The organism is Stenotrophomonas sp. 05L413 (assembly GCF_056397945.1).
Window position 1 is genome coordinate 122,160 of record NZ_JBFTOL010000003.1, and the last position, 23,253, is coordinate 145,412.

General features: G+C 67.0%; 15 protein-coding genes. 13 read left to right on the forward strand and 2 right to left on the reverse strand.

The features are described 5' to 3' along the window. The first annotated feature begins 26 nt into the window (after positions 1-26). A complete protein-coding gene (locus AC1DIQ_RS07215; RefSeq protein ID WP_478049745.1) occupies positions 27-3,146 on the forward strand; it encodes a galactose-binding domain-containing protein in 3,120 nt (1,039 codons plus the stop codon). 72 nt (positions 3,147-3,218) lie between these two features. On the opposite strand, the gene AC1DIQ_RS07220 is transcribed toward AC1DIQ_RS07215, so the two are convergent. Further along, a complete protein-coding gene (locus tag AC1DIQ_RS07220; RefSeq protein ID WP_121036616.1) occupies positions 3,219-3,854 on the reverse strand; it encodes a helix-turn-helix domain-containing protein in 636 nt (211 codons plus the stop codon). Positions 3,855-4,243: 389 nt separating this feature from the next. Here AC1DIQ_RS07220 and AC1DIQ_RS07225 point away from each other — a divergent pair, with 389 nt between their 5' ends. The 8 genes from AC1DIQ_RS07225 (at position 4,244) to AC1DIQ_RS07260 (ending at position 16,617) form a co-directional block, all read left to right on the forward strand. Then, positions 4,244-6,118 carry a serine hydrolase domain-containing protein gene (locus tag AC1DIQ_RS07225; protein WP_478049746.1) on the forward strand — a complete coding sequence of 625 codons (1,875 nt, stop codon included), beginning with the start codon at positions 4,244-4,246 and terminating at the stop codon, positions 6,116-6,118. 33 nt (positions 6,119-6,151) lie between these two features. Continuing rightward, positions 6,152-7,150, forward strand: a complete 999-nt coding sequence (locus AC1DIQ_RS07230) for a dipeptide epimerase (protein WP_121036614.1) — start codon at positions 6,152-6,154, stop codon at positions 7,148-7,150. After that, complete coding sequence (locus AC1DIQ_RS07235; protein ID WP_478049747.1) at positions 7,147-9,147, forward strand: serine hydrolase domain-containing protein; 2,001 nt, start codon at positions 7,147-7,149, stop codon at positions 9,145-9,147. Before AC1DIQ_RS07230 ends, AC1DIQ_RS07235 begins: the two co-directional genes overlap by 4 nt. A gap of 19 nt (positions 9,148-9,166) precedes the next feature. Further along, the gene (locus AC1DIQ_RS07240) at positions 9,167-10,498 is read left to right on the forward strand and encodes a peptide MFS transporter (protein WP_282258948.1); all 1,332 of its coding nucleotides are present in this window, start codon (positions 9,167-9,169) and stop codon (positions 10,496-10,498) included. Between the two features lie 484 nt (positions 10,499-10,982). Next, the gene (locus AC1DIQ_RS07245; RefSeq protein WP_478049748.1) at positions 10,983-13,190 is read left to right on the forward strand and encodes a TonB-dependent receptor; all 2,208 of its coding nucleotides are present in this window, start codon (positions 10,983-10,985) and stop codon (positions 13,188-13,190) included. A gap of 192 nt (positions 13,191-13,382) precedes the next feature. After that, complete coding sequence (locus AC1DIQ_RS07250; protein WP_121036610.1) at positions 13,383-14,426, forward strand: N-acetyltransferase DgcN family protein; 1,044 nt, start codon at positions 13,383-13,385, stop codon at positions 14,424-14,426. Then, complete coding sequence (bla, locus tag AC1DIQ_RS07255) at positions 14,423-15,424, forward strand: class A beta-lactamase (protein ID WP_121036609.1); 1,002 nt, start codon at positions 14,423-14,425, stop codon at positions 15,422-15,424. Before AC1DIQ_RS07250 ends, bla begins: the two co-directional genes overlap by 4 nt. Further along, a complete protein-coding gene (locus AC1DIQ_RS07260; RefSeq protein ID WP_121036608.1) occupies positions 15,421-16,617 on the forward strand; it encodes a YkvI family membrane protein in 1,197 nt (398 codons plus the stop codon). The genes bla and AC1DIQ_RS07260 overlap by 4 nt, the downstream gene beginning before the upstream one ends. On the opposite strand, the gene AC1DIQ_RS07265 is transcribed toward AC1DIQ_RS07260, so the two are convergent. Beyond that, positions 16,587-17,498, reverse strand: a complete 912-nt coding sequence (locus tag AC1DIQ_RS07265; RefSeq protein ID WP_478049749.1) for a LysR substrate-binding domain-containing protein — start codon at positions 17,496-17,498, stop codon at positions 16,587-16,589. The two genes, AC1DIQ_RS07260 and AC1DIQ_RS07265, sit on opposite strands and share 31 nt — an antisense overlap. A gap of 262 nt (positions 17,499-17,760) precedes the next feature. Here AC1DIQ_RS07265 and AC1DIQ_RS07270 point away from each other — a divergent pair, with 262 nt between their 5' ends. Genes AC1DIQ_RS07270 through lpdA form a run of 4 tightly spaced genes read left to right on the forward strand, consistent with a single transcriptional unit; the run spans position 17,761 to position 22,817 of the window. Then, positions 17,761-19,011, forward strand: a complete 1,251-nt coding sequence (locus tag AC1DIQ_RS07270) for a thiamine pyrophosphate-dependent enzyme (protein WP_478049750.1) — start codon at positions 17,761-17,763, stop codon at positions 19,009-19,011. A gap of 5 nt (positions 19,012-19,016) precedes the next feature. Continuing rightward, complete coding sequence (locus AC1DIQ_RS07275; protein ID WP_070427218.1) at positions 19,017-20,060, forward strand: alpha-ketoacid dehydrogenase subunit beta; 1,044 nt, start codon at positions 19,017-19,019, stop codon at positions 20,058-20,060. Between the two features lie 3 nt (positions 20,061-20,063). Beyond that, positions 20,064-21,407 carry a dihydrolipoamide acetyltransferase family protein gene (locus AC1DIQ_RS07280; RefSeq protein ID WP_478049751.1) on the forward strand — a complete coding sequence of 448 codons (1,344 nt, stop codon included), beginning with the start codon at positions 20,064-20,066 and terminating at the stop codon, positions 21,405-21,407. A gap of 3 nt (positions 21,408-21,410) precedes the next feature. Then, entirely contained in the window at positions 21,411-22,817 is a 1,407-nt protein-coding gene (gene lpdA / locus AC1DIQ_RS07285; protein ID WP_478049752.1) for a dihydrolipoyl dehydrogenase, read from the forward strand. Positions 22,818-23,253: the final 436 nt, after the last annotated feature.

Here is a 23,253-nt window from a genome sequence, read left to right on the forward strand (position 1 = left end):
GGTCGTTTCAGAACAGGAGCGCATTGATGGGGCTGCATGCTGACCGTTCAATTGTGGTGCACCGGCCGGGCCGCGTCATGGCCGGCACCGTGCTCTTCTCCGCCCTCTTACTGAGCCTCGGCGCTGCCGCCCGGACCTTGCCGCCGCGCGGCCAGTGGCAGGCCAGCAGTTCCTCCCAGCAGGTGCCGGCGATGGCGGTCAGCCACCTGATCGATGGTGACCCGAAGACAGTCACCGGCGGCGCCTTCAGCCCCGGCCACTGGTTCCAGGTGGACCTGGGCACGCCGAGCACGCTCAGCGGCGCGCAGATCACCTGGGACGTTTCCAATCCCGAGGGTTACACCCTGCAGACCTCGCTGGACGGCCAGCAGTGGCAGCCGGCTTACACCATGCGCGATTCACTCGGCGGTATCGAGACGCTCTACTTCGCGCCACGCCAGGCCCGCTACCTTCGCCTGGCGAGCCCGGAGCGCACGTCGGACTGGGGCGTGTCGATCTTCGAACTGGAGCCATTGGACAGCACCACCAGTGCGCGCGTGGCCGGTGTGGATGCAGCCCAGGCCGCGGCGCTGTGGCAAGGCGGCAGCGCGGTCACGATCCCACGTGGCAAGGACGGTACGCACACGCTTGAGATCACCTTGCCGCGTGCCGTGGCCACCACCGGCCTGGCCGTGGACTGGACAGGCGCGCATGGCGCCGCACGGCTGCAGGCACGTGATGCCCAGGGTGGCTGGGTGGAGCTTGCGCGCGATCCGCAGGCCGGTGCACGCCAGCAGAGTTGGCTGGCCGGCACTGCGGCCGTGACCGCCACGGCGCTGCGGCTGACGGTGGAGGGCGACGCGCCACAGGTCGACCGTCTGCGCCTGCTGGGGCCGAAGGCGGTGATGACGCCAATGAAGCGTTACCAGATCGCCGCCAGTGGCGCGCAGCGCGCGTTGTTCCCGGCCTCGCTGCACCTGCAGCAGACCTACTGGACCGCGGTCGGCATCCATGCCGGCCGGCAGAAATCGATCTTCGACGAGTACGGCAACATCGAGGCCTTCAAGGGCGCACCGCTGGTGCAGCCGATCTGGCGCAATGCCGACGGTGTTGCCGCAGGCTCGGCCGACCAACCGGTGCAGCACGCACTGCGCGACGGCTGGAAGCCGATGCCCTCGGCCACCTGGTCGCCACAATCCGGGCTTGAACTGCAGAGCGAAGCGTTTGCGGTCGAGCTCGATGGCCAGCCGGTCACCTTCGTGCGTCACCGCCTGCGCAACACCGGCAGTGCGCCCGTCGACGGCACCCTGACCCTGGCGGTGCGGCCGATGCAGATGAATCCGCCGTGGCAGAACGGTGGCATCTCACCGATCCGCGAGGTCGCCATCGAAGGGCAACGCGTGCGTATCAATGGTCGCGCCCTGCTGCAGTCGCTGACCCCGGTGGATGCTGCCGGTGCGGCACCATTCGGCCCGGACGGCAGCAGCGAGATCACCGCGGCGATCGCCAGCGGCACCTTGCCCGCCGCCACGCAGGCACGCGATACCGACGGCCTGGCCTCCGCAGCGCTGGCCTACCGCGTGCAGCTCGCACCCGGTGCCAGCCGCTCCGTGGTGGTCGCCTTCCCGCTCGGGACCGCCGCCTCGGCCGCAGATGGCGCCCTGCCCGACGCCCCGGCGCTGGATCTCGCCGGCGTCCCGCGCGCACCCGATGCGGCGTACGACGCGCTGGCCAAACGTGCATCGGACGACTGGCAGGCACGCCTGGGCCAGGTCGGGCTGCGTCTGCCCGATCCCTCCCTCGTGGACATGCTGCGCGCGCAGGCCGCCTACATGCTGATCAACCAGACCGGCCCTGCGATGCAGCCCGGCCCGCGCAACTACAACCGCTCCTTCATCCGCGACGGCATGGCGACCTCGGCGGTGCTGCTGCGCATGGGGGAATCCCAGGTCGCACGCGATTACCTGGCCTGGTACAGCGAGCACGGCGTGCACGCCAACGGTCTGGTCTCGCCGATCCTCAATGACGACGGCAGCGTCAACACCGGCTTCGGCTCGGATATCGAATACGACAGCCAAGGGCAGTACATCGCCTTGGTTGCCGACGTCGCGCGGCTGGATGGCGGACCGGATTCGGTGCGCGCGTACCTGCCCAAAGTGAAAGCGGCGATGCGCTTCCTGCAGGAACTCCGCGAGCGCACGCTGGTGCCCGGCTACATGGCCAGCCAGCCCGCGCCCGAGCGTTTCGCCGGCATCCTGGCGCCATCGATCAGCCACGAGGGCTACCCGTCGCCCACGCACAGCTACTGGGACGACTACTGGGGCCTGAAGGGCTGGCATGACGGCGCGTGGTTGGCCGAGTCGCTCGGCGATCACGAAACCGCAGCATGGGCGCGCGGACAGTACGCCGCCCTGCACGATGCGCTGGCCGCTTCGATCCGCGCCACGATGGCGTGGAAGGGCATCGACTTCATTCCCTCTTCGGCCGACCTTGGCGATGGCGACCCGACCGGTGTGTCGATTGCACTCGACCCGACCGGCGCGCAGGATGTGCTGCCGGCGGAGGCACTGCGCACCACGTTCGCGCGGTATCTGCAGGATGTGCGCAAGCGCGGCGAGCCGGACGCGTTGTACGCCTACACGCCGTATGAAATCCGCAACGTGCTGAGCTACGTACATCTGGACCAGCCCGAGGCTGCCGACGAACTGCTGCAGGGGTTGCTGCATGACCGCCGCCCGCTGGAATGGCAGGTGCTGGCCGAGGTGGTGCACTCGCGGCTGCGCTTCCCGCGCTACCTCGGCGACATGCCGCATACCTGGATCGGTGCGGAGTACGGGCGCACGCTGTTCGGAATGCTGATGCGCGAAGACGATGACGCGCTGTCACTGCTGCCGGGCACCCCGCCGTCATGGTTGGCCGGTGATGGGCTGGCAGTGGATCGCCTGCCGACTGCCTATGGCACCTTGGCGCTGCAGGCCCGGCAGCGCGAGGGAGCGCTGCAGGTCACGCTGGGCAAGGGACTGCGCAAGGACACCGCGGTGCGCGTGTGGTGGCCGAGCCGGACACGCCCCACCACGGTGCGGGTGGATGGACGCAACGTCACCGACTACGACGCACGCGGTGTGCTGCTCACCCAGCCGTTCCGCCGGCTGGAGGCGAACTGGTAAGCGTTCGTTTCGGCCGACTGCGATCCGGCGCTACGGGCACAGGGTCCTCGCAGCGCCACGCAGGGCGCAGAATCAGACCCCACCCTCCTGCTCATGCAGGGTGATCAGCGATTCCATCAGATCCTCGTCCGCGCTGGCACAGACGGCCAGCAGCACCGCTTCCTCGCAGCCGGTATCGACGATGTAGGCGTGGCCCATCTGGCTGTCGATGTAGATGCCCTGCCCGGTCTCCAGCACCACCGGATCGTAGAACTCGGTGTGGACCTGGATGCGGCCTTCGATCACATGCACGTATTCCTCGCCCGGGTGGCGGACCAGCTCACCGAATTCGGCGGTGGTCTTGGCGCGCACCTTGGTGAGGATCGGGATCATCCGCTTGCGCCGCAGTTCGGTGCACAGGTAGTAGTAATCGTAGTTGTCGGTCTGCACCCGCAGTGCCTTGTCGAGCGAGCCGAGGCTGCGCCGCGCGGTGACCGGCTTGGGCGCGCTGTCGCTCTCCGGCTCGGAGAACAGCTCGGACATGCGCAGGTTCAAGCGCTGGGACAGGTGCTGCAGCTTGTCGTAGGTCAAGGTCAAGCGGTCATGCTCGATCTTGGACAACGTGGACAGCGGAATTTCGGTGTGCTCGCTCATTTCCTTGAGCGTCCATCCCTGGCGGGTGCGCAGACCGCGCAGCAGGGTTCCGAGCGTCGGGCTTTTGGGGCTCATCGACAGGACCTTTGGGCTATTGCTGGTGAAGTTGCCGATACGATACTACGTAGAGATGAATGCCATCCTGATCAGGATGCTTTCTTGTCGCGTTCGCCGCCTTAAGCGCTTCTCTGCGCCCTGAAAACGTTCTCAATGGCCGAAGAACGGCCTGCGCAGGGCATCCAAACGTCACATTCAGCCCGGTTGGCGCGATCCGATCACGATCACGCGCATTTGACATTTCTCTGATCAGGAATATTGTTGTCTGATTGAGATGGTTTGAAGGGGATCGTCACATGCGTGCGTTGTCAGGGCTTGTCGGCTTGTGCTGTGGGCTGTTGCTGTCTTTCCAGGCCGACGCACAGCGGCCACCCGCCCCACCCCAGGCGGCAACACCGCCTGCCGGCGTGGATTCCGTTGCCCGGCTCACCGCCGACGATGCGACCACCTGGCTGGATGGCTTCATGCCGTATGCCATCGCGCGGGGCGATATCGCCGGTGCGGTGGTCACCGTGGTCAAGGACGGCCAGATCCTGGTCCGCCGCGGCTACGGCGTTTCCGATGTGGCCGCGCAGACGCCGGTGGATCCGGACCGCACGCTGTTCCGGATGGCCTCGGTCTCCAAGCTGATGACCTGGACCGCAGTGATGCAGCTGGTGGAAGCCGGCAAGCTGGATCTGGACGCGGACATCAATCAGTACCTGGATTTCAAGGTGCCCGAACGCGGCCTGCCGATCACGCTGCGCCAGCTGATGACGCATACCGGCGGCTTCGAGGCCAACATCAAGTACATGTGGACCAGCGAAGCCGTGGCCGAGGCCGGCGGCATCGAACTGGGCCCGTATCTCAAGCGCCGGGTGCCGGCGCAGATCTTCGCGCCGGGCACGGTGCCCGCGTACTCGAACTACGGCACCAGCCTGGCCGGCTACATCGTCGAGCGCGTGTCGGGCCAGCCCTTCGCCGAGTATGTCGAGCAGCACATCTTCGTGCCGCTGCAGATGCAGCACGCCAGCTTCCGCCAGCCGTTGCCGCCGGCGCTGCGCGCCCTGGTGACCAAAGGCTATGCCCTCGGCTCGGGCAAGCCGCGTGCGTTCGAAGTGACCCCCTCCGCGCCGGCCGGCGCACTCTCGGCCACCGGCAGCGACATGGCGCGCTTCATGATCGCGCACCTCAGTGCCGCCGGCGGTCATGACACCGCCATCCTGAAGGCGGCGACCAGCCAGCTGATGCTGACCCCGCAGACCCGCTTCGCGCCGCCACTGAACACCATGGCGCTCGGCTTCTACGAGATCGATGTCAACGGCCAGCGCGTGGTGTCGCACGCCGGCGACACCTACTCCTTCCACTCGCAGCTGTTCCTGTTCCGCGACCACGATGTCGGCCTGTTCGTCTCGCTCAACAGCGCCGGCGCCAATGGGATCACCGGCCCGATCCGGCGTGAACTGCTGGAGAACTTCGCTGACCGTTACTTCCCGGCGGGCGCCCCGGCCCCGGCAGCGGCCGTCGACGCGGCGCTGGCCAAGGCGCAGGCACGCCAGCTGGCAGCACCGAGCTACCTCGATTCGCGCCGTGCCGAAACCGGCATCGGCCGTACCGGCATCCTCACCCAGACGCGCCTGGAAGCCCTCGACGATGGCAGCCTGCGTCTGCCGCGCCTGAAGCAGCCCAACGGGCAGCCGACCACCTTCAAGCCGATCGGCCCGTGGCTGTGGCAGGCGAGCAACAGCGAACTGCGCCTGGCCGCCATCCTTAAGGACGGCACGCCGGTCGGCTTCGCGGTGGATTCCTCCTCCCCGTTCAACGTGTTCCTGGCCGCGGAAGGCTACCGCTCGGCGCTGTGGCTCAAGCCGTTGCTGACCGCTGCTGTGGCGGTGTTGGCACTGGCCGCGCTGGCGTGGCCCATCGCCGCCCTCGTCCGCCGCCGTCATGGCCGCGTGCTGGGCTGGCCGCGCAGCACCCTGCTGGCCTATCGCCTGAGCCGCGCCGCCTGCTGGCTCCTGCTGCTGGTGCCTGCGGCCGCGATGGCCGTGATGGCCTGGGCGTCAGCCGATTTCGCCCGCCTGGATGATCGTCTGGATCCGGCAGTGATCGGGCTGGGCATCGCCACGGTGATCGCGATCATCGGTGGGATCGGCGCAACGGCCTGGAACCTGGTGCAGACGGTCCGCGCTGGACGCGGCTGGCTGGCGCGCCTGTGGGCCGCGCTGCTGCTGCTGTCGGCCTGCGTGCTCGCTTACGCCCTGGTCCTGATGGGCCTGGCCGACTTCGCTCTCAACTACTGACCCATGGCCCCGCCATGGGGCTGGAGACATCCTGTGAAACTGACCCTGCAGATCGACTCGCTTGCGTTGCTGGCCCCGTTCCGGATCAGCGGTTACGTGTTCGAAAACGCGCCGGTACTGCGCGTGGAACTGGAAGAGGACGGCCATCGCGGCCGTGGCGAAGCCAGCGGCGTGTACTACTTCAATGACACGCCCGAGCAGATGCTGGCCACGCTGGAACTGCTGCGTGCGCGGATCGAAGCCGGCATCACCCGTGCCGAACTGCAGCAGCTGCTGCCCCGCGGCGGTGCGCGCAACGCGCTGGACTGCGCGCTATGGGATCTGGAAGCAAGCCGCACCGGCAAGCATGCCTGGGCGTTGGCCGGGCTCTCGCAGACGCGTCCCTTGCTGACCACCTGGACGCTCGGCGCCGATGACCCGGCGACGATGCAGTCGATCGCCACCGGACGCTATGCGCCGGCCAAGGCACTCAAGCTCAAGCTCAGCGGTGACCTGGATATCGACATCGAGCGCGTGCGCGCGGTGCGCAAGGTGCGCCCGGATGTGTGGATGGGCGTGGACGCCAACCAGGGCTACAGCGTGGATGTGCTCGATGCACTGATTCCGGTGCTGCTGGACAACGACATCAAGCTGCTGGAGCAGCCGCTGCCGCGCGGTCGCGAAGCCGAGCTCAAGGGCTTCGCGCGGCCGCTGCCGTTCGCCGCCGACGAGAGTGTGCAGGACGTTTCCGAGATCGACGCGCTGGCAGGCCTGTTCGACGTCATCAACATCAAGCTCGACAAGGCCGGCGGCCTCACCGAAAGCCTGGCGATGGTCGGCAAGGCACGCTCGCTGGGCATGCAGGTGATGGTCGGCAACATGATCGGCAGCAGCTGGGCGATGGGCCCGGCCTTCATCGTGGGCCAGCATTGCGACGTGGTGGATCTGGATGGCCCGCTGTTCCTGCGCGACGATCGCGTGCCGGGCCTGCGTTACGACGAGGGCCTGGTGCATTGCGACGATGCCGTGTGGGGCAAGGGAGTGCAGGCATGAGTCTCTGGCGCCCGCTGATCTGCGGCCTGCTGCTGGCCTCCACCGCCGCGTTCTCGCCGCTGCATGCGCAGGCACCCACGCCCGTCGCGGCGCCCGCCGCACCTGTGGCTGCCGAGACGCCGGACACCATCACGCCCGCACCGGCCGCCACCGGCACGCTGGATGCGGCCCGCGTGGATACCTTCCTGGATGGCCTGGTGCCCTATCTGATGGCGCAGGGCGATCTCGCCGGCGCCGTGGTGACCGTGGTCGAGAACGGCAAGGTCGTCACCGAGCGCGGCTTTGGTTTCTCCGATGTTGAAAAGCGCACGCCGGTGGATCCCAGGACCACCCTGTTCCGCCCGGGCTCGATCTCCAAGCTGTTCGTCTGGACCGCGGTGATGCAGCTGGTGGAACAGGGCAAGCTGGACCTGGACACCGACATCAACACCTACCTGGACATCAAGGTCCCGGCCAAGGGTGAGCCGATCACGCTGCGCCAGATCATGACCCACACCAGCGGTCTGGAAGAGCGCATGCGCTACCTGATCGTGCTGGGCCCGGACCATCCGGCCAACCGCGACAACTACCTCAAGGAATGGGTGCCCAACCAGATCTCCGCACCGGGCACCACGCCGGCGTATTCCAACTACGCCACCGGCATCGCCTCGTACATCGTCGAGCGGGTCAGCGGCCAGCGCTTCGAGGATTACGCCAGGCAGCACATCCTGCAGCCGCTGGACATGCAGTACGCCAGCTTCGAACAGAAGCTGCCGGCAGAGCTGCTGCCGCACGCTGCCAAGGGCTATCTGCTGGGCTCGGGCAAAAGCTACCCGGCCGAGAAGAACACCGCGCCGGGCGTGGGCGGGCTGTATGCCTCCGGCTCGGCGATGGCACGTTTCATGATGGCCACGCTCAACCATGGCGAACTGGACGGCCAGCGCATCATGCACGCGGAAACCAACGCGCAGATGCTGACCCCGCAGCCGGCGATCCTGCCGCATCTGCCGCGCATGGCCCTGGGCTGGATGGCCTCGGACACCGGTGGCTACGACACCCGCTCGCACGGCGGCACGATGCTGTTCTTCTACTCGTGGCTGTGGATGATTCCGGAACGCAACATCGGCGTCTTCGTGTCCACCAACAGCGTGGGGCGTGACGCGGCCGGTTCTGCCCTGCGCGCCCAGGTGTGGGAGCGCTTCGTCGAGAATTTCCTGCCGACCCTGCCGATCGAACGCGCTGGCCCGGGCGTGGATGCTGCCACTGCCCGCGAGCACGCCGCTGCGCTGGCCGGAACGAGCTGGCAGAGCACGCGCCGTTCGGACAGTTCGTATCTGCGCATGCTGACGCTGTTCGCACCGATCCGTGTGCACCCGCAGGAGGACGGCACCATCACCGTGGATGGCCAGAAGGGCCTCAACGGCCAGCTGCTGCGCTGGCGCGAGGTGTCGCCGTGGTTGTGGCAGCAGGAAAACGGCCGCGGCCTGTTGGAAGTGAAGGTCAAGGACGGCCGGCCGGTGTACTTCTCCGGCGGTCCGTTCGCCTCGGTGTTCGGCTTTGAACCGATCCCGGGCTGGCGTTCGCCGGCATGGCTGCGCCCGGCGCTGTTCGTCGCGCTGGGGTTGCTGACGCTGTCGGCCGTGCTGCGCATCGGGGGCGTGTTCGTGCGCCGCTACTACCGCGTCAGCGCGCCGGCAGAACGCCGCGGCCTGCGCTGGCTGCAGACGCTGTCGGTCACCACGCAGCTGGGCACCGTGGTCGCCTGGGCGCTGTACGTGAAATCGATCGCTGGCCCGGGCGCGATCTCCTCGTACACCAACGGGCCGTTGATCCTGGTGCAGGCGTTGTCCTGGCTCAGCGTTATTGCCGCCCTCGCACTGGTCTGGGTGGCCGTCCGCGCGCCGGCCAGCTGGCCGCGCGTGCGCCGCTACGGTGCCTGGGTCGTCGCACTGGCGGGCCTGGTGGTGGCGTTCGTCGCCATTACCCAGCGCCTGATCAGCACCGGCCTGCAGATCTGACCCCCGGACGCCCCGCCCCATGACCCTCGATGCCCCGCGCAAGGCCTGGTTCGGGCAACCGCCCGGCCTGACCATCCTGTTCCTCACCGAGATGTGGGAGAAATTCTCCTACTACGGCATGCGGGCGCTGCTGGTCTATTACATGACCAAGCAGCTGCTGTTCTCGCAGGAACAGGCCTCGATGGTCTACGGCCTGTACACCGCGCTGGCCTACCTCAGCCCGGTGTTCGGCGGCATGCTCGCCGACCGCTGGCTGGGCAAGCGGCGGGCGGTGATCCTGGGCGGGGCGATCATGGCGTTCGGCCATTTCCTGATGGCCTTCGATGCGCTGCTGTATCCGGCCCTGCTTGCGATCGTGCTTGGCAACGGGCTGTTCCTGCCGACCCTGCCCGGCCAGGTGGGCGATCTGTACCAGCGCGATGATCCGCGCCGTGGCTCGGCGTTCAATGTGTACTACGTGGGCATCAACCTCGGTGCGTTTCTCGCCCCGCTGATCTGCGGCACGCTGGGTGAGGTGTATGGCTGGCACGTTGGCTTCTCCGCGGCCGGCATCGGCATGCTGCTCGGCCTGGTGATCTACATCACCGGCCGCCGCCATCTGCCGCCGGATCCGCCGCGCAGCGAGCGCGCCACACTGCCCTTCTCCGCCCTGTGGCAGCCAGCCTACCGCCCACTGCTGCAGGTGATGGCGATGATTGCCGGCTTGATCGTGGTGTTCCGCCTGGCCTACGAGCAGATCGGCAACACCATCGCGATCTGGCTCGATACCGGCGTGGACCGCGTGCTCACCGCCGATTTCACCCTGCCGATGACCTGGTTCTTCTCGCTCAATCCCCTGCTGGTGTTCCTGATCACGCCGATGCTGGTGCAGCACTGGACCCGCCAGGCCCGCAACGGCCGCGAGCCGGCCGCACTGACCAAGATGGCAATCGGTGCTGCGGTGGTCGGCCTGTCCTTTGCCCTGGTGGCGATGCTGGGCGGTGAACCGTCGGCCAAGGTCGGCTGGCTGTGGGCCGTCCTGTTCTTTGCGATCTTCACCTTCGGCGAGCTCTTCATCCTGCCGGTGGGGCTGGGCCTGTTCGCACGCCTGGCGCCGGTCGGCTTTGGCGCCACGATCATCGCGTTCTGGTTCCTGGCCTCGTTCGGCGGCAACCTGCTGGCCGGCGCGGTCGGCACGCTGTGGTCAACGCTTTCCAGTGCCGTCTTCTTCTCGCTGATGGCCGGCACCTGCATGCTGGTTGCGGTGCTGCTGCTGCGCCTGGAGCGACGTGCCCGGCCATTGCTCGCCGGCAATGCTGCACCTGCACCACAGAATGCCGCCGCGGCCGACGGTGCCGTGACATCGGGTTGAGGCCGCAGCGTTGAGCAGGGCGATCGGCCGTGGCGACGATCGCGGCCGATAGCGACCCGTTTCCCGGCGTACGCCCCCGGGACAGATCAGAACGCCGGGAAACGCGATTCCGCATCCGCTGAATTGCTGCGGCGCAATAGTCCGTAATGGGATGATGTTTTCTGATTGAGCTTGACATAAACCTGATCAAGCTAAATATTCCTTACATAGGATTTGTAGGGATGTCGAAATGCCCGATCAGTTTCCGTACAACCCCACCGCCAGCCTCCGCGCCGATCGCGCCGCTGGCCAGCAACACGGCCTTGCACCTGCCAACGCCCGTCGTCTGCCGTTTCCTTCCCCCACGCCTCCTCCCCTGACCGACGTGCCAACCCGGCGCGGCGTCGACAGCGCGCGCCTCCATACCCCTGCACGGCTGTTACCGCCGTGCATGGCCGTCGTTTTTCCTGCCTGACCCCGTTCCTGATTCCGGAGAGCCCGCCACATGCGCAAGCCGATGAAACGTTCGATCCTCGCCTCCACCGTCACCCTGTGCTGCATGGGCCTTGCCACCGCGGCGATGGCCCAGGATGCCGACGCCGATGGCAGCCGCAGCACACCCGATGTGGTGGAGCTTGATCGCGTGGTGGCGACCGCACAGAAGCGCGCCGAGAACGTGATGGAGGTGGCCGCCGGCGTCAGCGTGATCAGCGAAGAACGTCTCGAGGCGTTCGGCGCCACCCGCCTGAACGACTTCGCCGCCTACGTGCCGGGCTTCCAGGTGGACAGCGGCGGCGCACCGGGCCAGACCACGATGGCACTGCGCGGTGTCGCGCCTCTCGGGGGCGGCTCGATCATCGGCACCTACATCGATGACACGCCGATCGGCCCGAGCAGCAACAAACAGCGCGCGACCACCTACGCACTGGACCTGCTGCCGTATGACATCCAGAGCGTGGAAGTGCTGCGCGGCCCGCAGGGCACGCTGTACGGCGCCAGTTCGATGGGCGGGCTGTTCAAGTACATCACCAAGGCGGCCGATCCGGATGCGTTCGAGTTCCGCGCCGGCACGGATGTGAACGCGACCAAGGAGGCCGGTGATACCGGCATCGGCGTGCGCACGGCCTTCAACGTACCGCTCATTGAAGGCAAGCTGGCCATGCGCGCCAGCCTGTCGCGCCAGAGCACGCCCGGCTACGTCGACCAGCCTGACCTCACCGGCGAGGATGCCAAAGACAGCAACGGCTACTACCAGCTGGCCTCCCGCCTGGCCCTGACCTGGCGCATCAGCGACACCGCCAACCTGCGCGTGCAGGCGTTGTCGCAGATCGTGGACGCCGACAACTCCAGTGCGGTGGGCTTGACCTATCCCACGCTGGAGCCGATCCGCGGCCCGCTCGAAGGCATCCTGCAGCGCGCGACGCCGTACCGGATGGAAACCGACTACTACTCGGCGATCCTGGACTGGGATCTGGGCAACGTCGATTTCGTCTCCGCCACCAGCTTCTCCGAAACCCGCATGGACGAAGTGCAGGATTCCACGCTGGTCTATGGCGTGGCCTGGCCGCTGCTGACACCGTACCCGGCCGGCCAGGCGCAGTTCGATGTCTTCCTCGGCACGCGCAAGTGGACCCAGGAATTCCGCATCAGCTCCAAGGAGAGCGAGCGCGTCGAATGGTTGCTCGGCACCTTCTTCACCGGCGAGAAGAACACCAACCGCCAGCAGGTCAGTGCCTACGATGCCAACGGCATCCCGCTGCCGTTCAACCCCGGCACCGCCAGCCTGCCCGGCACCTATGACGAGCAGGCGATCTTCGCCGACGTCACGTACAAGTTCAGCCCGCGCTTCGATGTCTCCGCCGGTGTGCGGCACGCGCGCAACCAGCAGGATTTCGAACAGCACAGCATCGGGCTGCTGTACGGCCCGCGGCCGATCGATCTGGCCGACTCCGCCGATGACAGCGTGACCACGTGGAAGCTGGCCTCGCGCTGGCACCTCAACGACAGCTCGATGATCTACGCGCGTTACGCCACCGGCTATCGCCCGGGTGGACCGAACGTCTCGACCTCCGGCGTGGTGCCGATGACCAAGGCCGATACGCTGGACAACCTCGAGCTCGGCTTCAAATCGCACTTCTGGGACCGCCGCGCGATGATCGATCTGGCACTGTTCCGGATCGACTGGGACGACATCCAGGTGCGCGTCTCCGAGAACGGCCTGAGCTGGATGGGCAATGCCGGCAGCGCGCGCAGCCAGGGTGCGGAACTGAGCTTCATGGTCCGCCCGGCCGAGCGCCTGACGGTCGGCCTCAATGCGGCCTACATCGATTCGAAGATCGGTGATGTACCGCCCTCCAGCGGCCTGGTGTCCGGCAGCCGGATGCCGATGACGCCGCGCCTGAGCTGGTCGAGCACGATCGACTACGACTTCGATGTGAGCGACCAGTGGCAGGGCCGGGTCGGTGCTGGCTACCGGGTCACCGGCGAGCGCGTCGCCGGCGCGTACGACATCGACAGCTACCACGCGCTGGACCTGCATGCCGAGCTGACCAACATGACGTGGACGGTCCGCCTGTATGCCCGCAATGCCACCGACGAGCGTGCCTACGTCTCAACCGGCTCGGTACGGGACGCGCTGAACCGCTACGTCGCGGTGACCGGCGTGCCGCTGCAGCCACGCACGATCGGCATGTCGATCGACTACCGCTACTGAGTGCCGTAGCGCCGTGCCCGGTGGGGCGCAAGCCGTCGCCGGGCTCACGGTCGGAAGAGACTAAAGGAGTATCCTGATTGGGTTGCATATTCTCTGATTAGGACTTATACAGATCCAACCAGGTCTAACAACTGCGAGCCCCTCGTCGTGAATGCCTCCCCTCTCTTCTCTCCCCCGACTACTGGATCCCTCATGAGCGCAACGCCCACCGCTGCCGTACAGGCCCTCGCCGCCCTCCCCCAGCCGTACCTGCTGTTCCTGGGTGACACCACCGAAGCGGGCTTCGCCAAGACCGCGATCGGCCTGCACGACTGGGCGCCGGAAGTGTGCGTGGCCGAGTGGAGCCTGCCGGGCTGCCCGATCACCACCGGCCTGCCGAGCATGACGCCGGCGCAGGCGCGCGCCGCYGGTGCACGTGCGATGGTGATCGGCGTGGCCAACGGCGGTGGGGTCATTCCCCCGCAGTGGCTGCCGGCGCTGGTGGACGCACTGGAAAACGGCCTGGACCTGGTCAGCGGCATGCACCAGAAGCTGGGTGACATTCCGGAACTGGCTGCGGCGGCCGAACGCCACGGGCGCGAGCTGATCAATGTGCGCGTGCCGCCGCGCGGCATTCCGGTCGGCAACGGCCGCAAGCGCACCGGCAAGCGCGTGCTGACCGTCGGCACGGACTGCGCGCTGGGCAAGAAGTACACCGCGCTGGCGCTGGCACGCGGCCTGCGTGGGCTCGGCGTGGATGCCGACTTCCGCGCCAGCGGCCAGACCGGCATCCTGATCGCCGGCAGCGGCATTCCGATGGACGCGGTGGTCGCCGATTTCTCGGCCGGTGCCGCCGAACTGCTCAGCCCGAATGCGGCCGACGATCACTGGGATGTCATCGAAGGCCAGGGCTCGCTGTTCCATCCCGCCTACGCCGGTGTCAGCCTCGGTCTGCTGCATGGCAGCCAGCCGGATGTGTTCGTGGTCTGCCACCAGCCGGGGCGCAAGCACGTGCTGGGGTATCCGGACTATCCGCTGCCCTCCATCGAAGAGGTCATCGCATTGACCGTGCAGCTGGGGCGCCGTACCAATCCTGATATCCGCTGCGTCGGCGTCAGTCTCAATACCCATGGCATGACCGACGCCGCGGCAGCCGCCGCCTGTGCCGAAGTCAGCGCGCGTCTTGGTCTGCCGGTGGCCGACCCGATGCGGCAAGATGGGGAATTCAACCGTTTGCTGGAGGCCTGCATCGCATGAAGATGACATCCCGTACCTTGAGCCTGTGCGTTGCCGCGTTGCTGGGCCTGAGCCCGCTCGCTGCGTTCAGCGCCACCACCAGCCCGGTTGAAACCGAAGTCGCGCGCCTGGCCACCCTGGTCGACGGCAAGGTGGGGGTCTCGGCGTGGCGCCTGGATGGCAAGGGCGCGCAGGTCCATCTCAATCCCGACGAAGCATTCCCGATGGCCAGCACGTTCAAGGTCGCCGTGGCGGCCGTGATACTGACCAAGGTCGATGCCGGCGAACTGGCACTGACCACGATGGTGCCGGTGCCGAAGGCGTTCTATGTCGATTCGGAAGTGATCGCGGACCGCTTCATCCATGATGGTGTGAGCCTGTCGGTGCACAACCTGCTGGAAGTGATGCTGACCCAGAGCGACAACACCGCCACCGACGTGCTGGTGGCGCAGGCTGGCGGGCCGGCTGCGGTCACCGCCTGGCTGCGCGCACAGGGCATCGAAGGCCAGCGCCTGGATCGCAACACCCGGCAGCTGCTCAGCGATATCTTCGGCCTCGGCGATGAGCCGCTGACCAAGGAACGCGTGGCCGAACTGACCCTCGACCCCGAGGTGGTCAAGCGCACGAAATCCGGCAACGAAGCCTTCGACAAGGATCCGCGCGACACCTCCACGCCGCGTGCGATGTCGACCCTGCTGACCAGGCTGTTCACCGGCAAGGCGCTGAGCCCGGCCAGCACCGAGGTGCTGGTGCAGATCATGGAACGTTGCCGCACCTGCAGTGCACGCCTGCGTGGCAGTCTGCCGCCGGGCACCAAGGTGGCCGACAAGAGCGGCACCGTAGCCGGCACCGTCAACGATGTGGGCGTAGTCACCCTGCCCGATGGCAGCCAGTTTGCGATCTCCGTGTTCGTCAAAGCCAGCAATGCCCCACGCAGCGAACGTGAGCGTGTGATCGCCGAGATCGCCCGCACCGTGCGCGACTTCTACCTGCTGCAGCCGACGGCCGCGCGCAAGTGACCGCCGCCGCCAGCCGGTTCCAGCGGTATCTGTTGCCCGGCTTGGCGTTCAAGTCCGCCGTGATCGGCGGCGGATACGCGACCGGCCGTGAGCTGGCGGAGTTTTTCCTGCCCTCAGGCCCCTGGGGCGGCCTGGCGGCGATGGTGTTGTCGATGCTGATCTGGAGCGTGATCTGCATCCTGACGTTCCTGTTGGCACGGGCGATCCGTGCCAACGACTACCGCACCTTCTTCCGGCATCTGCTGGGCCGTGGCTGGTGGACCTTCGAAGTGGCCTACCTGGCGTTGATCGTCGTCGTGCTGGCGGTGTTCGGCGCGGCCGCCGGCGAACTGGCCGCGACCATGTTCGGCTGGCCACGGATCGTCGGCACGCTGGTGCTGGTGGCGATCATCACCGGTGTGGTGCAGGCCGGCACCAACGCCGTCGAACGCATGTTCAAGCTGATGTCGGCCTTCATGTACCTGGTCTACGCCATTGCCGCGTGCCTGATCCTCTATCGCTTCGGCGGCGGCGCGATGGCACAGCTGTCCAACACCCATGAGCTCGGCCAGGACTGGGTGCTCAACGGCGTGACCTACGCCGGCTACAACATGTTCGCGGCGGTCTCGATCCTGCTGGTGGTGCGCCACCTGCTGTGCCGGCGCGATGCGGTGATCGCCGGCGCCCTGGCCGGCCCGTTGGCGATCCTGCCGGCCATCGTGTTCTACGTCTGCATGATCGCCTTCCTGCCGGACATCGCCGATGCGCCCCTGCCCTCGGACCTGATGCTCGGCCAGCTCGGCCTGCCGTGGTTCCAGTGGCTGTTCCGGCTGATGATCATGGTCGCGCTGGTCGAAACCGGAGTCACGCTGATGGCCTCGGTGGACGGTCGCATCAGCGTCAACTGGAAAGAGCGCACCGGCGCTGCCCCCGGCCGCGGCATGCGGGTGGCGATCATTGCCGCCATTCTGCTGATGGCCGTATTCCTGGCCGATGGCATCGGACTGGTCGCGCTGATCGCGAAGGGCTACCGGCTGCTGGCCTACGCCATCCTGGCCACCTACGTGGTGCCGCTGCTGACGTACTCGGCGTGGCAGATCTGGACACGCCGTGGGCAGGCCTTCACCGCGCCCGTCGGTGAGCTGCCCGATCCGCGTCCTGCCCTGGCCGATGCACTCGGCGCTCACCCGCCACAGGCAAAGACCAGGAACTGATGCAGTGCGCGTGCCGGCGCGGACAGGTCTTCGTCCGGGCGCCAGACCAGGCCGACTTCCATCGGCGGCACCGCGTCGGTCAGGGTGCGTACGTCGATCCGGCGCCCCTCCAGCGACCACGGCCGATAGACCATGTCCGACAGGATGCTCACCCCGAAGCCGTAGGCGACCATGCCGCGCAGCGCTTCCAGCGACGAGGTGCGGAACACCACATTGGGTTCGCGCCCGACCGAGCGCCAGTAGCGCATCGCCGACTCCTGCCCTTCGTCGACCATCAGCATGATGTACGGATACGGCTCGACGTCGGCCGGGCTGATCACCGGCAGCTGCAGCAGCGGGTGCGATTCGGCCAGCCACAGCTGGCGGCGCGAGCGGATCAGTACCTGCCGCCGCAGCACATAGGGCTCGGCCATGTTGGAAATGATGCACAGCCCGAAATCGAGGTCGCGGCTGCCGACGCCCTGCTCGATCGCGGCACGGTCCATGTCCACCAGATCCACCTCCACCTGCGGGTAGGAGCGCTTGAAGCGCGCCAGCAGGCTTGGCAGGAAGTAACCGAGCACCGTGTAGGACGCGCCGATCCTCACCCGGCCCGGCAGGGTGTTGGCCAGGAACATCGGCTCGCTGAGCGCGTCCTGCAGGGTGTCCAGGATGTGCCGCACATGCTGGTGGAACCGGTGCCCCTCGGCGGTCAGCCCGACCCCGTGCGGCATGCGGTCGAACAGCTTCAGGCCCAGCGAGGCTTCCAGCTGGGCGACCGCGGTGGTGATGACCGACTGGGAGACGTGCAGCTTGCGCGCAGCCTGCGAAAACTGCCCCAACTCGGCCGCTTCGGCAAAGTACCGGAGCTGGCGCAGGGTCATGTTGGCGGGGATTTGCATTCACGGGCTCCCACGGAACGAAGATATCTGAATAAACAATACCTCATACGCAATTAAACAAATTTACGATAAGCCGCTGTGCCTCTAGACTTCACACTGGGTGCAATGCGCCATGGCCCCAGCCGCCTTGCAAGCGCTGGTCCTTACCCGCTTCGCGACGAGATCCTGACCGGATGTCGGCGCGCCAACATCGCCATTACCGTTGCCCCCCGCCTGCGGTATGCCTGTAGCTCCATGACCCAAGCCCAGCGAGGCCCCTGACATGTCATCACCCCAGATTCCCGCCACGAGTGAACCGTTGCGTTTGCACGTGCCCGAGCCCAGCGCCCGTCCCGGCCAGGCCACCGACTTTTCCTATCTGAAGCTGAGCCCCGCCGGCGCGGTCGACAAGCCGCCCGTGGATGTGAGCGCCAGCCAGACCGCGCCGATGACCGGCCAGCTGATCCGCGTGCTGGATGACAACGGCGACGCCGTGGGCCCCTGGGCTGCCGACATCGACGACGCGGTGCTGCTGCGTGCGATGCACGCCATGCTCAAGACGCGCGCCTACGACGCCCGCCTGCTGATCGCCCAGCGCCAGAAGAAGACCTCGTTCTACATCCAGTGCCTGGGTGAAGAAGCCATCGCCGTCGGCCAGACCCTGGCGCTGCGCGATGACGACATGCAGTTCCCGACCTACCGCCAGCAGGGCATCCTGATCACCAAGCAGGTCTCGCTGGTCGACATGATCTGCCAGGTGCTGTCCAACGCGGCCGACCCGCTGAAGGGCCGCCAGCTGCCGATCATGTACTCGTACAAGGACTACGGCTTCTTCTCGATCTCCGGCAACCTGACCACCCAGTACATCCAGGCCGTGGGCTGGGCGATGGCTTCGGCGATCAAGGGCGACACCCGCATCGCCACCGCATGGGTGGGTGATGGCGCGACCGCCGAAGGCGACTTCCACGCCGCGCTGACCTTCGCGCACGTGTACCGCGCCCCGGTCGTGCTCAACGTGGTCAACAACCAGTGGGCGATTTCCACCTTCCAGGCCATCGCCGGCGGTGAGAACACCACCTTCGCCGCGCGCGGCGTGGGCTACGGGATTCCGTCGCTGCGTGTGGACGGCAACGATCTGCTGGCCGTATACGCCGCCTCGCGCTGGGCCGCCGAACGCGCCCGCAGCAACCTGGGCCCGACCCTGATCGAGTGGGTCACCTACCGCGCCGGCCCGCATTCGACCTCGGATGATCCCTCCAAGTACCGCCCGGCCGATGATGCCCAGCAGTTCCCGCTCGGCGATCCGATCGACCGCCTGAAGCAGCACCTGATCAAGCGCGGCCTGTGGAGCGAGCAGCAGCACGACGAACTGCGCACCGAACTGGATGCCGAGGTCCTGCGTGCCCTCAAGGAAGCCGAAACCCACGGGTTGCTCGGCAGCGACAACCGTCCCGGCGCGGCCCTCATGTTCGAAGACGTCTACAAGGACATGCCCGAACATCTCCGTCGCCAGCGTCAGCAGTTGGGAGTCTGAACACCATGAGCGGGATTGAACAGAACAACACCGGCGGCACGCCGATGACCATGATCCAGGCGCTGCGCTCGGCGATGGACGTGATGCTGGAACGCGACGACAACGTGGTGGTCTTCGGCCAGGACGTGGGCTACTTCGGCGGCGTGTTCCGCTGCACCGATGGCCTGCAGACCAAGTACGGCAAGCAGCGCGTGTTCGATGCGCCGATTTCCGAAAACGGGATCGCCGGCGCGGCGATCGGCATGGCTGCCTACGGCCTGCGCCCGGTCGCCGAAATCCAGTTCGCTGATTACATCTACCCGGCCTACGACCAGATCGTCTCCGAAGCGGCGCGCATGCGCTATCGCTCCGGTGGCAGCTTCACCTCCTCGCTGGTGTTCCGCACCCCGTGTGGCGGCGGCATCTACGGTGGCCAGACCCACAGCCAGAGCCCGGAGGCGATCTTTGCGCACGCCACTGGCCTGCGCACGGTCATGCCGTCCAACCCGTACGACGCCAAGGGCCTGCTGATCGCCTCGATCGAGAACGACGATCCGGTGATCTTCCTGGAGCCCAAGCGCCTGTACAACGGCCCGTTCGACGGTCACCACGACCGCCCGGTCACCGCGTGGTCCAAGTACCCGGACAACCTGGTGCCGGAGGGCTACTACAACGTACCGCTGGACAAGGCCGCCATCGCCCGCGAAGGCAAGGCACTGACGATCATCACCTACGGCACCACCGTGTGGGTGGCCAAGGCCGCCGCCGAAGATGCCGGGATCGACGCCGAAGTGATCGACCTGCGCAGCCTGTGGCCGCTGGATCTGGACGCCATCGTCAACTCGGTCAAGAAGACCGGCCGCTGCATCGTGCTGCACGAAGCCACCCGCACCTGCGGCTTCGGCGCCGAACTGGTCGCGCTGGTGCAGGAGCACTGCTTCTACCACCTGCAGGCACCGGTGGAACGCGTTACCGGCTGGGACACCCCGTATCCGCACGCGCAGGAATGGGACTACTTCCCGGGTCCGTCCCGGGTCATCGATGCAATGCAGCGCGTGCTGGAGGACTGAACCATGGGACATCACGTCATCAAGATGCCGGACATCGGTGAAGGTATCGCCGAAGTCGAACTGATCACCTGGAAGGTCGAGGTCGGTGGCCCGGTCGCCGAAGACCAGGTCGTGGCCGAGGTCATGACCGACAAGGCCATGGTCGAGATCCCCTCCCCCGTGTCAGGCACCGTGGTCTCGCTGGGCGGCAAGCCCGGCCAGATGATGGCCGTCGGCAGCGAGCTGATCCGCCTGGAAGTGGAAGGCGCCGGCAATGCGAGTGCCGCCAGTGCACCGGCTGCTGCCACGCCGGCCGAACCGGTGGCTGCGCCCAAGGCGGCTGCGCCTGCTGCTGCACCTGCGGCCGCCGCCGAGGCTGCACCGGCCGCGGCGCCCGCCAAGGTCGCCGCTGCCTCCGCCCCCGCCTGCGCCGCCAAGCAGGACGCGCGTGGCGCGGTGACCAACGGCGTGCTCAACGCCGGTGAAGCCCCCCTGGCCTCGCCGGCCGTGCGCCGCCGCGCCTGGGACCTGGGTGTCGAGCTGCGCTACGTGCCGGCTACCGGCCCGGGCGGGCGCATCCTGCAGGCCGATCTGGATGCCTACGCCGCCGCCGGTGGCAAGGCGCAGCCGGTCGGCGGCAGTGCCGGTGGCAGCAGCTACGCGCGCCGCACCGGCGAGCAGCAGGTGCCGATCATCGGCCTGCGCCGCAAGATCGCGCAGAAGATGCAGCAGTCCTGGACGACCATTCCGCATATCACCTATGTGGAAGAAATCGACGTCACCGAAGTGGAAGCCCTGCGCGCCAAGCTCAACGAACGTTGGGCCAAGGAGCGCGGCAAGCTGACCCTGCTGCCGCTGCTGGCACGCGCGGTGGTGCTGGCCGCACGCGACTTCCCGCAGATGAACGCCCGCTTCGACGACCAGGCCAACATCGTGACCCGCTACGAGGGTGTGCAGCTGGGCATCGCGACCCAGAGCGAGGTCGGCCTGTCGGTGCCGGTGGTCGCGCATGCCGAATCGCTGGATCTGTGGCAGACCGCCACCGAAATCGCGCGCCTGGCCAATGCCGTGCGCGTGGGCAAAGCAACGCGTGAGGAGCTGTCCGGCTCGACCATCACCATCAGCAGCCTCGGTGCGGTCGGCGGTGTGGTGTCGACACCGATCATCAACCATCCGGAAGTGGCGATCGTCGGTGTGAACCGCATCATCGAACGCCCGATGTTCCGCGAGGGCCAGGTGGTGGCCCGCAAGCTGATGAATCTGTCGTCTTCGTTCGACCATCGCATCGTCGATGGCATGGATGCGGCCGAGTTCGTGCAGGCGATCCGTACGCGCCTGGAAACCCCGGCCCTGCTGTTCGTGGAGTAAGCGATGTCCAATACCCTTCAAACCCAGTTGCTGATCATCGGCGGCGGTCCCGGCGGTTACATCGCCGGCATCCGCGCCGGCCAGCTCGGCGTCAAGACCATCGTGGTCGAGGGCGTCAATCCGGGTGGCACCTGCCTCAACATCGGCTGCATCCCGTCCAAGGCGCTGATCCATGCCGCCGAGGAATTCGCCAAGGTCACCGCGTACGCGGCGGGCACCTCGCCGCTGGGCATCAGCGTGCAGGCACCGTCGCTGGATCTGGCCAAGACCGTCGCGTGGAAGGCCGGCATCGTCAAGAAGCTCACCGGTGGCGTCAGCGCACTACTGAAGAAGAACGGCGCGCAGCTGATCAAGGGCTGGGCCACGATCGTCGACGGCAAGACCGTCGAGATCGCCGGTGCCGCGGAAGACGGCGGCACGCTGCGCATCACCTGCGAGCACCTGCTGCTGGCCACCGGCTCGGTGCCGGTGCAACTGCCGTTCCTGCCGTTCGGTGGCAAGGTCATCTCCTCCACCGAAGCCCTCTCGCCGACCGCGCTGCCGAAGCAGTTGATCGTCGTCGGTGGCGGCTACATCGGCCTGGAGCTGGGCACCGTGTACCGCAAGCTGGGCTGCGAAGTCACCGTGGTCGAGGCCCAGGAGCGCATCCTGCCGGCCTACGACGCCGAGCTGACCAAGCCGGTGGCCACGCACCTGGAGAAGTCCGGCGTGAAGCTGCTGACCGGGCACAGCGTGCTCGGCCTGGCCGACAACGGCCAGCTGCGCGTGCGTGACAAGGACGGTAACGAAATCGCGCTGGACGCCGACCAGATCCTGGTCGCGGTGGGCCGTCGCCCGAAGACCGACGGCTTCCATCTGGAATCGCTGCAGCTGGATCTGACCGGCAAGGCGATCAAGATCGACGACCAGTGCAAGACCTCGATGCGCAACGTGTGGGCGATCGGCGATGTCGCCGGTGAGCCGATGCTCGCGCACCGCGCGATGGCGCAGGGCGAACTGGTGGCCGAGATCGTCAGCGGCAAGAAGCGCCACTTCGTGCCGGCCGCGATTCCGGCGGTGTGCTTCACCGATCCGGAAATCGTGGTGGTCGGGCTGTCGCCGGACGAAGCCAAGGCCCAGGGCGTCGAGACCAAGGTCGCGCTGTTCCCGTTCGCGGCCAATGGCCGTGCGATGTCGCTGGAATCCACCGATGGCTTCGTGCGCGTCGTCGCACGCAGCAGTGACCACCGCATCCTCGGCTGGCAGGCCGTGGGCGTGCAGGTCTCGGAACTGTCCATCGCCTTCGTGCAGTCGATTGAGATGGGCGCCACGCTGGAAGACATCGCCGGCACGATCCATCCGCACCCGACGCTGGGTGAGGCGGTGCAGGAAGCGGCGCTGCGTGCGCTGGGGCATGCGTTGCATATCTGAGGGTGTGTGGGTTTGATGGACGACGAACGGCCCGCATTGCGGGCCGTTCGTTTTCTGGGATCAGAGGTGCGTCTCGCGTGGTACCGATCTCTGCCGCGTGGTGCGATCATCGTCTGCTAGGCACCTAGTTCTGGTTGCTGCTGGAAGCCAGCGCAGAGTTCTTTTCAATCTTCAGCCGCTCGACCAACCGTTGCCCCACCTCCAGCACCGACGCCGGATTCTGCCCGGTGATCAGCTAGCGGTTCCAAGCCGCGGTGGCGCTGCCCCCCCCTCTCAGGGTTGAGTCGCGCGGTCATTCGTATTGAAGCACGACTAGGCAGGCAACCGGAGCAACGGACCGCCCGGCCCGCAGACCTGACCGACGCCGGGCGGCTCTATCAGGTCGCCGGATACCTCGCACGGGCCGGCTGGAAATTGACGCCAATCAAAAGAAACT

Coding starts and splice junctions, on each gene's coding strand:
- AC1DIQ_RS07235 (WP_478049747.1), top strand. CDS start 7,147: ATGAGTCTCTGGCGCCCGCTGATCTGCGGCCTGCTGCTGGCCTCCACC.
- AC1DIQ_RS07240 (WP_282258948.1), top strand. CDS start 9,167: ATGACCCTCGATGCCCCGCGCAAGGCCTGGTTCGGGCAACCGCCCGGC.
- AC1DIQ_RS07215 (WP_478049745.1), top strand. CDS start 27: ATGGGGCTGCATGCTGACCGTTCAATTGTGGTGCACCGGCCGGGCCGC.
- bla (WP_121036609.1), top strand. CDS start 14,423: ATGAAGATGACATCCCGTACCTTGAGCCTGTGCGTTGCCGCGTTGCTG.
- lpdA (WP_478049752.1), top strand. CDS start 21,411: ATGTCCAATACCCTTCAAACCCAGTTGCTGATCATCGGCGGCGGTCCC.
- AC1DIQ_RS07220 (WP_121036616.1), bottom strand. CDS start 3,854: ATGAGCCCCAAAAGCCCGACGCTCGGAACCCTGCTGCGCGGTCTGCGC.
- AC1DIQ_RS07280 (WP_478049751.1), top strand. CDS start 20,064: ATGGGACATCACGTCATCAAGATGCCGGACATCGGTGAAGGTATCGCC.
- AC1DIQ_RS07275 (WP_070427218.1), top strand. CDS start 19,017: ATGAGCGGGATTGAACAGAACAACACCGGCGGCACGCCGATGACCATG.
- AC1DIQ_RS07245 (WP_478049748.1), top strand. CDS start 10,983: ATGCGCAAGCCGATGAAACGTTCGATCCTCGCCTCCACCGTCACCCTG.
- AC1DIQ_RS07265 (WP_478049749.1), bottom strand. CDS start 17,498: ATGCAAATCCCCGCCAACATGACCCTGCGCCAGCTCCGGTACTTTGCC.
- AC1DIQ_RS07270 (WP_478049750.1), top strand. CDS start 17,761: ATGTCATCACCCCAGATTCCCGCCACGAGTGAACCGTTGCGTTTGCAC.